The sequence below is a fragment of the Enterobacter sp. MGH 16 genome (assembly GCF_000493175.1).
Taxonomy (GTDB): Bacteria; Pseudomonadota; Gammaproteobacteria; order Enterobacterales; family Enterobacteriaceae; genus Enterobacter; species Enterobacter roggenkampii.
On the sequence record NZ_KI535695.1, the window covers coordinates 1228665 to 1240117 of the forward strand.

Annotated in this window: 11 protein-coding genes; 7 read left to right on the top strand and 4 right to left on the bottom strand. The window is 58.2% G+C overall.

What is annotated here, in order from left to right:
- Positions 1-9: 9 nt before the first annotated feature.
- On the bottom strand, positions 10-1671 hold the full coding sequence (locus L362_RS16765) for a methyl-accepting chemotaxis citrate transducer (protein WP_008500534.1): 1662 nt from the start codon (positions 1669-1671) through the stop codon (positions 10-12).
- 143 nt (positions 1672-1814) lie between these two features.
- On the opposite strand from L362_RS16765, the gene L362_RS16760 reads away from it, so the two are divergent.
- The 3 genes from L362_RS16760 (at position 1815) to umuC (ending at position 4521) form a co-directional block, all read left to right on the top strand.
- Positions 1815-2681, top strand: a complete 867-nt coding sequence (locus L362_RS16760; RefSeq protein ID WP_023343994.1) for an aldo/keto reductase family oxidoreductase — start codon at positions 1815-1817, stop codon at positions 2679-2681.
- 159 nt (positions 2682-2840) lie between these two features.
- Positions 2841-3275, top strand: a complete 435-nt coding sequence (gene umuD / locus L362_RS16755) for a translesion error-prone DNA polymerase V autoproteolytic subunit (protein WP_008500532.1) — start codon at positions 2841-2843, stop codon at positions 3273-3275.
- On the top strand, positions 3259-4521 hold the full coding sequence (umuC, locus tag L362_RS16750; RefSeq protein ID WP_008500531.1) for a translesion error-prone DNA polymerase V subunit UmuC: 1263 nt from the start codon (positions 3259-3261) through the stop codon (positions 4519-4521). Before umuD ends, umuC begins: the two co-directional genes overlap by 17 nt.
- 7 nt (positions 4522-4528) lie before the next feature.
- On the opposite strand, the gene L362_RS16745 is transcribed toward umuC, so the two are convergent.
- Positions 4529-5425 carry a LysR family transcriptional regulator gene (locus L362_RS16745; protein WP_023327299.1) on the bottom strand — a complete coding sequence of 299 codons (897 nt, stop codon included), beginning with the start codon at positions 5423-5425 and terminating at the stop codon, positions 4529-4531.
- A gap of 97 nt (positions 5426-5522) precedes the next feature.
- Here L362_RS16745 and L362_RS16740 point away from each other — a divergent pair, with 97 nt between their 5' ends.
- Complete coding sequence (locus L362_RS16740; RefSeq protein ID WP_023327300.1) at positions 5523-6578, top strand: SDR family oxidoreductase; 1056 nt, start codon at positions 5523-5525, stop codon at positions 6576-6578.
- A 75-nt stretch (positions 6579-6653) separates the two neighbouring features.
- The gene (locus L362_RS16735; protein ID WP_023327301.1) at positions 6654-7100 is read left to right on the top strand and encodes a hypothetical protein; all 447 of its coding nucleotides are present in this window, start codon (positions 6654-6656) and stop codon (positions 7098-7100) included.
- 66 nt (positions 7101-7166) lie between these two features.
- On the opposite strand, the gene L362_RS16730 is transcribed toward L362_RS16735, so the two are convergent.
- Positions 7167-8147 carry an NAD(P)H-dependent flavin oxidoreductase gene (locus L362_RS16730; RefSeq protein WP_023343995.1) on the bottom strand — a complete coding sequence of 327 codons (981 nt, stop codon included), beginning with the start codon at positions 8145-8147 and terminating at the stop codon, positions 7167-7169.
- A gap of 134 nt (positions 8148-8281) precedes the next feature.
- Between L362_RS16730 and L362_RS16725 the strand changes: the two genes are divergently transcribed.
- Positions 8282-9166, top strand: a complete 885-nt coding sequence (locus tag L362_RS16725) for a LysR family transcriptional regulator (protein WP_023343996.1) — start codon at positions 8282-8284, stop codon at positions 9164-9166.
- On the opposite strand, the gene L362_RS16720 is transcribed toward L362_RS16725, so the two are convergent.
- Entirely contained in the window at positions 9138-10583 is a 1446-nt protein-coding gene (locus L362_RS16720; RefSeq protein ID WP_023343997.1) for an aminotransferase-like domain-containing protein, read from the bottom strand. The genes L362_RS16725 and L362_RS16720 overlap by 29 nt on opposite strands.
- A 96-nt stretch (positions 10584-10679) precedes the next feature.
- Between L362_RS16720 and L362_RS16715 the strand changes: the two genes are divergently transcribed.
- Entirely contained in the window at positions 10680-11447 is a 768-nt protein-coding gene (locus L362_RS16715; protein WP_023343998.1) for an arylamine N-acetyltransferase family protein, read from the top strand.
- Positions 11448-11453 lie beyond the last annotated feature (6 nt).

Consider the following 11453-nt stretch of genomic DNA (forward strand, 5'->3'; position numbering starts at 1 on the left):
GCCGGTGATTCAGAAGGTTTCCCAGTTGCTGTCGGTGGCGGCGTTTGCGGTTGCCGGGCGCAACAGCTGAGGCGTTTTCACGCTGGCCGGACGTGGAGCTACCGCTTTTTCTTTGCCGTTCAGACGAAACGCGGCCACCGCCTGGCGCAGCTGTTCGGACTGATCTTCCAGCGCCGCTGCCGCCGTGGCGGACTCCTGCACCAGCGCGGCGTTTTGCTGCGTCACGCTGTCCATCTGCGAAACGGCCAGGCTCACCTGTTCAATGCCGCGGCTCTGCTCGTCAGAGGCAGAGGAAATCTCGCCCATGATATCGGTCACGCGGGTCACGGCGGCGACGATCTCCTTCATGGTGGTGCCTGCCTCGCTAACCTGCTCAGAACCGGTATTCACCCGGCTGACGGAGTTCTCGATAAGCCCTTTGATCTCTTTCGCCGCCTGCGCGCTGCGGCTCGCCAGGGTCCGGACCTCGCCTGCGACAACCGCAAAACCACGCCCCTGTTCCCCGGCGCGTGCCGCTTCCACCGCGGCGTTAAGCGCCAGAATGTTCGTCTGGAACGCGATGCTGTCAATCACGCCGGTAATATGCGCAATTTGCTGTGAACTGTCGGCGATCTCGTTCATGGTGCGAACCACGTTATCCACGACGTGACCGCCGCGCGCGGCCGTTTCAGAGGCGTTTTTCGCCAGCAGCGTGGCCTGACGGGCGTTATCGGAGTTCTGTTTAACCGTCGCGGTCAGCTCTTCCATGCTGGCGGCGGTCTCTTCGAGCGAGGCGGCCTGCTGCTCGGTGCGGGCGGAAAGATCGTTGCTTCCTGCGGCAATTTCGCCTGCGCCGGTGTAGATGGAATCGGTACTTCCGCGTACGGCGCTGACGGTGGTCACCAGCGACTGCTGCATCTCATGCAGGCCCGCGGCCAGCTGACCCATCTCATTGCGGCCCGAGATAGCGATCTCCTGCGTCAGGTCGCCTCCTGCAATGGCGCGAATATGGTCCATAATGGAGTGGAGTGGTTTTAACAGCAGGTGCTGTAAACCCTGCCAGATGACCACCAGAACCGCGATAACGGCCAGCAGAATTGCCGCCAGCGTCCACTGCATCTGCGTGAAGCTGCTCTGGTTCTCTTCGGTTGCGGCCTTCAGCAGGGTGTTATTTTCGGCGCGCCAGCGGTTATAGACCGCTTCCATATCGTCCTGCGCCTGCTGCGCATCCAGATCGCCATAGGCCTGATAGTTGTCGGCGCGCAGATACTCAATCGATAAACGCATGACTTCGTGCATCTGGTTCCAGGATTTCTGCATCTCGTCGGTCAATGCCGCCTCCTGGCCCTTAACCTGCGGCAGTTTCTGCCACTCTTTGTTATAGGCTTCGGCTTTTGCCAGCGAGTCGCCTGCGGTGCCCAGCAGTTTATTGATCGCCGCCAGGGAAGCCGGGTCACGCTGGTTTTTCAGGTAGCGGATCGCCACGCGGGTGACGGTGACGCGCGTTTTCACCAGCGTGTTCACGCTGTCGCTCAGGCTTTCCTGCTGGGCATTGAGCACGCCGGAGTTCTGGAAGTTATGGCGATCGTTACTGACGGCAGAGTAGAACAACCCTCCCGTGACAACTTGCAGCAGGCAGAATATGGTGAGGGCAAAGATAATACCGGTAATCACGTGCAGATTTTTCAGCATAGCGGTCGTCCGTTAGAGAAGATGCAGGGTTACTTCATTACTATCGTCGTAGAGAATGTAAACTTTAATTAACTCGCGCTTAACTAAGGGGCCCTTTTGGGAACCTGTTGTAAATCCGGATCATTTTTATGAGGAAGGTCAACATGAGCAGCATTGATAAAAGCGGGACATACGCGCTCGGGACGCGGACGGTGAAACGGCTGGGCTACGGCGCGATGCAGCTGGCCGGGCCGGGCGTCTTTGGGCCGCCGAAGGATAAGCAGGCCGCGCTGGACGTGTTACGCGAGGCCGTGGCGGCGGGGGTGAACCACATTGATACCAGTGATTTTTATGGCCCTCATGTCACCAACCAGCTGATCCGTGAGGCGCTTCATCCTTACCGGGACGATCTGACGATCGTCACCAAGATTGGCGCCCGTCGCAACGACAAAGGCGCCTGGCTGCCGGCCTTTTCCGCGCAGGAGCTGACGCAGGCGGTGCATGACAACCTGCGCAATCTGCAGCTGGACGTGCTGGACGTGGTGAATCTGCGGATCATGTTTAGCGCGCACGGGCCAGCGGAAGGGTCGATTGCTGAACCGCTCTCCACCCTGGCAGAATTACAGCAGCAGGGGCTGGTGCGGCATATTGGTTTGAGCAACGTCACGGCCACCCAGGTCGCGGAAGCGCAGAAGATGGTGCAGGTGGTGTGCGTGCAGAACATGTACAACATTGTGAACCGGGGTGATGATGCGCTGGTGGATCTGCTCGCGCAGCAGGGGATTGCGTATGTGCCGTTCTTCCCACTGGGCGGCTTTACGCCGCTGCAATCGTCCGGGCTGAAGGCTGTCGCGGATTCACTGGGCGTCACGGCAATGCAGGTTGCGCTGGCATGGTTGCTGCAGCGTTCTCCGAATATCCTGCTGATCCCGGGCACCTCTTCCATGGCGCATCTGCGGCAAAACCTCGCGGCGGGGGAACTGCAGCTGCCGCCTGACGCGCTGGAAACATTGAATACGCTGATGGACTGATCGTCACAGGCGCAAAGCCCGACATGTGCTTCCGGGCTTTGCGCGTTTTAAATCTTCTGACACTTCAACGCGTTTGGGTTCGCTTCCGGAAATGACCTTGATCCCTGACCATAATCCGTAATACTGTATTTATATACAGTATATGGCGAGAAAGGCATCATGGACACTCTCTTTTCTTATCAACCAAAACAAATCATTGAACTACCTTTGTTTTTAGAACGTGTTGCCTGTGGGTTTCCCAGCCCGGCGCAGGATTATGTGGAGGATCGTCTCGATCTTAACCGGCTGGCAGTGAGGCACCCCAGTGCGACCTATTTTATCAAGGTGAGTGGAGACTCCATGATTGGCGCGGGGATTGGCGACGGCGATCTGCTGGTGGTTGACCGCTCGTTAAATGCCGAACATGGGGATATCGTTGTGGCGTCGGTCGCCGGTGAGTTTACGGTGAAAGAGCTACAGACGCGCCCGGTGCTGAGGCTGTTGCCACATAACGCCCGCTATCAGCCGATTACCTTTCAGTCCGAAGAGGAGCTGCAGATCTTCGGCGTCGTCACCCACACGCTTAAAACGCATAAACATGTTCGCGCTGGTTGATGTGAACAGCTTCTATGCCTCCTGCGAGAAGGTATTCCGCCCCGATCTGGAGGGGAAGCCCATCGTGGTGGTGTCCAACAACGACGGCTGCATAATTTCACTCTCGCGGGAGGCAAAGCAGTTCGGCATAAAAATGGGTGAGCCCTATTTTAAATTCAAAGAGAAGCTTTTTCCGGCGAGGGTTTACGTCTTCAGTTCGAACTATGCGCTGTATGCCGACCTCAGCAGTCGGGTGATGCAGACGCTGACGGATCTGGCTCCGGCCATAGAAATTTACTCGATTGACGAGGCGTTCGTGAACGTTTCAGGGATCGGTAACTGCATGTCGCTGGACGCGTTCGGACACCAGATGCGCACGCAGGTCTTTAAAAACACGGGTTTAACCGTTGGCGTCGGCATTGCCCCGACAAAAACGCTGGCGAAGCTGGCCAACTATGCGGCGAAACGCTGGGCCAGTACCGGCGGCGTGGTCGATCTGTCGGGCCGCGAGCGGCAGCGTAAACTGCTGGCAAAGGTTCCGGTAGAGGAGGTATGGGGCGTAGGGCGGCGCATCACGAAAAAACTGAACGCGATGGGGATTACCACGGCGCTGGAACTGGCGGAGGCCTCCTCGTGGGTCATTCGCAAACATTTTAACGTGGTGCTGGAGCGTACGGCGCGCGAGCTTCGCGGTGAGCCCTGTCTTGACCTGGAAGAGTACACCCCCACGAAGCAGCAAATCATCTGTAGCCGTTCGTTTGGTCATCGCATTACGCAATATGAAGAGATGCACCAGGCGATTTGCGCCTACGCGGAACGCGCCGCAGAGAAACTGCGCGGCGAGCATCAATACTGTCGTTTTATCAGCGTGTTTGTGCGCACCAGCCCGCATGCGGACAACGAAATTTATTACGGTAATCAGGCTTCGGTCACCCTGATGACGCCCACCAATGACTCGCGGGATATCATCCGTGCCGCCACGGAGGCGCTGGGTCGGATATGGCTCGACGGGTATCGCTATATGAAGGCCGGGGTCATGCTGGCGGACTTTTTCAGCAGCGGTGTCGCTCAGCTTAATCTGTTTGACGACAATCGCCTGCGCGCCAACAGCGCGGCGCTGATGGAGATGATCGACAGCGTCAATCACTCCGGCAAAGGGAAGATATGGTTCGCCGGGCAGGGGATTGAGAAACCGTGGGCCATGAAGCGAGAGATGTTGTCACCGGCCTATACGACGCGATACGCGGATTTACCGGTGGCGAGGTAAAAGGCGGTTATTTTGTGGCGTTGTGGGTCGCGATCTCAGGCAGTAATTGCTCAATCACGCTGACGACCTTTCTGACGCGCTGCGGAATAAAGCGGGCATCAGGATAAACGGCATAGAGGAAGCGATCGGGTAACCGCCAGTCGGGCAGCACCGGTACCAGCGTGCCCGCCTGCAGAGCCCTGGCCACGAGCGGTCGCTGCATGCCGCCGATACCCATGCCGGATTCCAGCGCCTGCAGCAGCGCCTCACTGGTGTTGGCACGGAAAACGGTATTCACGTTGACCTCGACCGTCTCCGCGTCAGACATCAGGCGCAGGGGAGCATCCAGCGGAATGCCGCTGAACCGCACGTGTGGCAGCGTCACCAGCTCGCTGACGGCGCGTACCGCCTGAAAGCCGGGGGCGGCAAACAGTGCAGCTTCAATACGCCCCAGTACGCGCGCCGCATGCGCCTGCGGGGGCTCACTGCTCAGCCGTATCGCGACATCCACGCCCTCCGTCACCAGATCGGCAAGGCGATCATCAAGGGAAAGCATCAGATGCAGTTCGGGATGCAGACGCTGTAGCGCCAGCAGGTGCGGTAAAAAGATCTGCCCCAGGCCGCTCGGCAACTGGACATGGACGCGTCCCTGAACGCTATGATCGACAGGATGTAAACGCCTCTCCGCTTCCCCCATGGCGTCCAGCACGAGCTGCATATCATGCCGGTAGCGCTCCCCTTGTTCGGTCAGCTTCATCGTACGCGTCGTACGGTGCAGCAGTACCACGCCAAGCTCTTCCTCAAGCGCCGCGATCTGTTGACTGACGGCGGACTGCTTAATACCGGTCTGACGGGCAGCCGCTGAAAACGAGCCCGCTTCAGCGACGCGCAGAAAGGTAGAAATGGCATTGAGCTTATTATTCATTTAATGATTTTGCTTATAAGTGCCATCGGTTTCATGGGATATCTCCAGAAAAAATAATATATCACACTGCGTCTGTCACCCTTTCCGGAGAAATACCATGAATAATAGGCAGCAACACAACGTCGCCCTGGTCGCGGGCGCCAGCGGCATTGTCGGCAGACAGATGGTCAACACGCTCCTGCACCATCAGTGGCAGGTGATCGGCCTTAGCCGCTATGCCGGGTCGCATCCTGACGGCATTCCGATGGTCAAGATCGATTTACTGGATGAAAAGGACAGCGCCCGGGCGCTGCGCTCCCTGGACGGTGCCACCCATCTCTTTTACAGCGCCTGGGCGAACGCGGCGAACTGGGAAGACATGGTTGAGCCGAACGTCACCATGCTGCGTAAACTGGTCAGCATCCTCGAAAAAACGGCACCTTTGCAGACGGTAAGCCTGATGCAGGGGTACAAGGTCTACGGCGCGCATCTGGGGCCGTTTAAAACCCCGGCGCGCGAAAGCGATCCCGGCGTACCGGGTGCCGAATTTAACGCCGCGCAGCTTGCGTGGCTCAGCCAGTTTCAGCGGGGAAAGCGCTGGCACTGGAATGCCATCAGGCCGGGCGTGGTAGGGAGTGCGGTACCGGGCAATGCCATGAACCTTGCGCTGAGCATTGCCCTGTACGCCTCCCTGTGCAAGGCGCTGGGTTTACCGTTGCGTTTTCCCGGTTCGGAACAGACCTGGCACAGTATCGTTGACCATACAGACGCCGGGCTGCTGGCCGACGCCACTCTGTGGGCCGCCGCGTCACCTGCGGCACAGAATCAGGCGTTCAACGTGAATAATGGTGATATCTGGCGCTGGAGCGAGCTCTGGCCGCGCATCGCACGCTGGTTTGACCTGGACTCTGCACCGCCGGTGAGGCTGTCATTTCAACAGCTGTTTACGGACTATCGCGGCGTATGGCGCGAGCTTGCCGGAGACCGGCTGGTGGAAGCGGATATTCTGCAGCTGAGCGACGGGCGGTTTGCCGATTTTGTCTTTAGCTGGAACTACGACATGTTTGGTGACGGGAGCAAGCTGCGCAGGGCGGGCTTTACGCAAATGCAGGCGACGGATGAGATGTTTTTCCACCTGTTCGCGCAGTTGAGAGCCGCGCGGATTATTCCCTGACCGTAAGGGTTGTTGTCATCAACGATCGGCGCGTTATACTCACGCGTTTAAATGAATGTATTGTGGGGCAGGGATATGCACGAAAGTCTAAAAATGATATCAGTTGCTCTGCCCCTCATTGCGCTTCTCATTCTGTTAAGCTTTTTGGTCAGACGCATTCGCCAGGCAAAACGCATCATTACAGACCGTAACGGGATGAAAAAGATCTCTGCCAGTCCCTCAATATTTGGCGGGAATGGAGGTAAAACCTGGTTTTATGATGACCAGTTTTTATATGAAGTTAAAAACAACGCCACCCGTAAAATTGCGCTGGCTAATATCATTAAAATCGGGCCGGGGAATACCGAGATAAACAGCAGACGGGTCTGGATTGTTATTTACCGTGATGGTGCAAATGAAAAGCAGGTGCAGTTTTATAACAATCTTACCCTCTGGAATCATAACTTCACGGCTTTTCTGGCAGCGGTAAAACGTGCCAATCCTGACGCTGTGGTTAAAGAACGCGCAATCCTCAATGTGTGAAAAAGAACCGCAGACGGTTTGCGGACGCCGCTCCTGTGCAGCGTCCATAGCATCAGGGTTAAGGGCTTACTCAACCGTTAACGCATCGACAACCTCGGCCACGCTTCTCACGCTGCGGATATTCCCAATCCCCGTGCCGAGCGCGATATACCCTTCATCGGTGTTATTTTCCAGCATGCCCAGGCGCAGGCCCCGTAATCCGCCCATCGCCTTGCCCAGCGCTTCGTTGCTTGCGCCAGCTTTATCCATCGCCGCCAGTTTTTCCGCCAGCTTGCCGGGGAGAGAACGATAGTAGTGGGGGACGGTGCGGAAAAGCAGCAGGTCCAGGCCGTTGGCGGCAACAATTTTCTCTTTGACCCCCTGCGGCACGCGGCTTTCTTCGGTACTGATAAACACCGAGCCGGCAAACACGCCTTCTGCCCCTAACGCATGCGCCGCTCTGGCGGTGCGATTATCGGTAATACCGCCCGCCGCCATCACCGGGACGTGCTTCACGGCGTCGGCAATCAGCGGCACGATGGAAAAGGTACCCAGCGCCGTCGCGGGTAACGTCCCACCCTCATCAAAACCGGTGGCGACGATGATGTCTGCCCCCATCTCTTCAGCCAGAAGGGTATTTTCCGGCGTGGGATTGATGTCGCGGTAGATAATGGCGATACCTGCCTCTTTTAACTCATTGAACAGCGCGGGAATAATGCTGCCTTCCCCATAGCCCGTGTACACCACGGCCCTGACGCCTTCCTCTTTTACCACCTTAAGAATTGGCCCGGTCCAGACGTCATTAACGGCGGTGGGGATCAGGTTCACGCCGAAGGGTTTTTCGGTCAGCCGTTTGGTTTTCCGAATTTCTTCCCGCATTTTTTCGGCGGTCTCTTCCGGCGTGGAGACCGCGGTATCGGCGGTTAAACCGGCGTTGGGGCCCAGCACGCCGAGTCCTCCGGCATTGCTGACCGCGGCCACTAAACGGGCATCAGTAAGCCAGGATAACGGTCCCTGAATAACGGGCTTTTCGATACCCAGGATCTGACAGATACGGTTATTTTTCATAGCAGACTCTCCCTTACGTTTGAATGAGGGAGAGTGTAGAGAGGAAGATTGTTAGGAAAAATAGCCAAAAACATTCATCACTGTTATAAAATTAATAACAATCATTTTCTCCCGCTCGCGGCAAGACATCCCTTATGCAAATAAACCTCTTTGAATCTATTCGGATTTTTATTGAAATTGTCGACTCGGGGAGCCTTACCCAGGCGGCAGAGAATCTGCAGGTCCATCGCCCGGCAGTGACCAAAGCGCTGCAGCTTCTGGAACAACACAGCGGCACGCGGCTCCTGCAGCGCACCACGCGTCGGATTAGCCTGACGCCGGATGGGGAAGCCTTTTATCGCCGCAGTAAACCTCTGCTGGCGCAGGCGGACGAATTACTGGAGTCGTTTGGCGCCGATCGACCGATACACGGCCAGCTGCGTGTGGATATGCCCATCTCTTTTGCGGCGCTGCGGGTGATACCCAACCTGCCTGATTTTTATCGTCAGCATCCTGATATCGACATCATCCTGAGCAGCTCTGACCGCCGTCGGGATATGCTGCGGGACGGCCTGGACTGCGTGCTGCGGGTGGGCGAGCTGGACGACGGCGACTATATCGCGCGTAAAATCGGGAACATTAAAATCACGACCTGCGCCAGCCCGGCCTGGCTGGCTGAACACGGTACGCCAGAAACGCTGGAGGATTTACGCAAGCATCAGGCCATCAACTGGATTAATAACAGCAGCAGGCACGTTCAGCCGTGGACGTTTACCACGCCAGAGGGCGTTGCGGAGATCGCGCTATCCGGTAAGCTGGTGGTGGATAACTCCGAGGCCTACATCGCGGCAGGCCTGGCCGGGCTCGGGGTAATGCAGGGGATGAATCTCTTTCTTCAGCCTTACATTGACCGCGGCCTGCTGGTTGAGGTCTTGCCAGCCTGTCGCTCGCCGGACCGCAAACTGTCACTGCTCTACCCACACCGCCATCTCTCCCGCAAAGTGCGGGTATTTACCGAATGGCTGGAGAGTCTGGTATGAAAGCGGCCAGCTCATGGCATAGCGCACCAATCTGCTCCACGGCATTGAGCAGGCGGGGCGTCGGTTCGTTTGCACAGTTTAGCCGCAGAAAGTGCGTGAGTTCTGCGCCAGGGGAAAACAGGGGGCCGGGGCTGACGCCAATACCCCACGCCAGCGCGCGGCGATGCACCTCCAGCGCGTTGACCTGCGGAGGAAGTTCGACCCACAGCAGAAAGCCAGCTTCGGGGACGTTTACGCGGGTACCGGGGGGAAAACTGGCCTTGACCCGCGCCACGACGGCGGCGATTCCCTCTGCGATCCGCCGCTTTAGCCGCCGCAGGTGACGGTCGTAGTCGCCGTTTGCCAGCATCTCGCTCGTCGCGGCTTCCAGCAGCGGCGCGCCGGCCCAGTCTCCGGCCATGCGGGCCTGCAAGACCTGCGGGTAATAGCGTCCGGCGGCAATCCAGCCGATTCGCCACCCCGGTGCAAGCGTTTTAGACAGGGAGCTGCAGTAAATCACATTCCCGTTCTGGTCGAAGGCTTTGCAGGCCGGAGGACGTTGCCCGTCACCGACCAGGTCACCGTAAACGTCGTCTTCAATCAGAGGAATACCGGCTTCTTCAAGCAGAGCAACCAGTTCCTGCTTGCGCGCGACGGGCATGCTGGCACCCAATGGGTTTTGCACGGTGGGCGAGGCCAGGACGGCCGCGGGACGGTGGCAGCGGATGGCGTCAGCCAGCGGTTCCAGTAACAGACCTTCAGCAGGATCGGTGGGAATTTCTAACGCCTTCAGGCCTAAATCCTCCAGCAGCAGGAGCGTGCCAAAGTAGGCGGGCTGCTCCACCGCCACCACATCACCTGGCTGACACACGGCCCGCAGGGCCAGGCGCAGCGCCTGCGTCGCGCCCGCGGTGATAATGAGATCGTCCGCGCCGAAGCGGGCTCCCCACTGCGCAGCACGCGCCGCAATCTTGCTTCGTAAATCACGCCTTCCCGGCGGCAGGCTGTAGCTCTGCCCATGCGCGTCCAGACGACGGCCCACGGAGTGTAACGCCCGCTGTAGCGCATCTCCTGGCAGCCACGCGGGATCGGGCAGGGCGGCGCCCAGCGGGATCAGCCGAGCTTCTGCACTGCTGAACAGCGACCGGGCCACGGCGGACATAGTCACGGGCACCGGGCCCGGCGTGGAACGCGCAGGCTCTACGCGCGGAGGGAGGCCGATCTGGCGGATGTAATAACCTGAACGCGGTCGCGCAACGATCAGCCCTTCAGCCTCAAGGCAGCGAAGGGCCTCCAGCGCCGTCGGAAGGCTCACGTGCTCGCGTTCGGCCAGTTTACGTGCGGAGATCATCCGGTCACCGACTCGCAATGCGCCTGAAGAGAGCGTGAGGCGCAGACGCTCAGCAATCCGGCGATAGTGTGGGGAGGGGGCAGACATGGGTATCTGTTCAGGCTAATTTTCGATAAAACTGACTATACAGCCAATGATGTGCGCCATCTATAGTGTCCGGCATGTTCAGGACAAGGAGGCATTATGCACAGCGATAATTTCGACATTTCCTCGTATTTCAAACGCATAAACTACACCGGACCGGCGGCGGCCGATACGTCCACCCTGCATGCGCTGATGCGTCATCAGATCTTTTCCGTTCCCTTTGAAAATCTGGACGTGCAGGCGGGGAAAATTGTCTCGCTGGCACCAGACGACATTGCCGAGAAGGTGTTAAAGAAAGGGCGCGGTGGCTACTGCTATGAGGTGAACGGGCTTTTTGCCATGGCGCTGAAAGCACTCGGCATTCCTTACCGTTTCGTGGCGGCGCGCCCGATGTTCTACCCCGCGCGGCGTCCGAAAACCCATATGGCGCTCATCGCCGAGGTGGAGAGCCGTCAGTGGCTTTGCGATCTCGGCTTCGGCAGCTACGGCATCCGCGCGCCAATGGCGCTGGACACGCTTGACGTGGAAATCACCCAGGATTTCGACACGTTTCGCCTGAGCCGCAGCGCGGAGGGCGAGTATTTGCTTGAGGCGAAGGTTGAAGGCGAATGGGCCCGACAATACGGCTTCGATCTCACGCCCCAGGAGTGGATTGATTTCGTTCCGGCCAACTACCTGAACTCCACGCATCCTGATGCTATTTTTGTGCAGAAGCGGGTGGTGGTGCAGCACAGCCCGGAAGGACGCCAGATTTTGCTGGGCGATATGCTGAAAACCATCACGGCGAACGGCACTGAAACGCGGCAGCTGGCGGAGGAGGACATCCGCCATGTCCTGAAAGACCGTTTTGCGCTGACCGCCGCGTAATCGGAG

Coding starts and splice junctions, on each gene's coding strand:
- umuC (WP_008500531.1), top strand. CDS start 3,259: ATGTTCGCGCTGGTTGATGTGAACAGCTTCTATGCCTCCTGCGAGAAG.
- L362_RS16715 (WP_023343998.1), top strand. CDS start 10,680: ATGCACAGCGATAATTTCGACATTTCCTCGTATTTCAAACGCATAAAC.
- L362_RS16765 (WP_008500534.1), bottom strand. CDS start 1,671: ATGCTGAAAAATCTGCACGTGATTACCGGTATTATCTTTGCCCTCACC.
- L362_RS16740 (WP_023327300.1), top strand. CDS start 5,523: ATGAATAATAGGCAGCAACACAACGTCGCCCTGGTCGCGGGCGCCAGC.
- L362_RS16730 (WP_023343995.1), bottom strand. CDS start 8,147: ATGAAAAATAACCGTATCTGTCAGATCCTGGGTATCGAAAAGCCCGTT.
- L362_RS16735 (WP_023327301.1), top strand. CDS start 6,654: ATGCACGAAAGTCTAAAAATGATATCAGTTGCTCTGCCCCTCATTGCG.
- L362_RS16725 (WP_023343996.1), top strand. CDS start 8,282: ATGCAAATAAACCTCTTTGAATCTATTCGGATTTTTATTGAAATTGTC.
- L362_RS16760 (WP_023343994.1), top strand. CDS start 1,815: ATGAGCAGCATTGATAAAAGCGGGACATACGCGCTCGGGACGCGGACG.
- umuD (WP_008500532.1), top strand. CDS start 2,841: ATGGACACTCTCTTTTCTTATCAACCAAAACAAATCATTGAACTACCT.
- L362_RS16745 (WP_023327299.1), bottom strand. CDS start 5,425: ATGAATAATAAGCTCAATGCCATTTCTACCTTTCTGCGCGTCGCTGAA.
- L362_RS16720 (WP_023343997.1), bottom strand. CDS start 10,583: ATGTCTGCCCCCTCCCCACACTATCGCCGGATTGCTGAGCGTCTGCGC.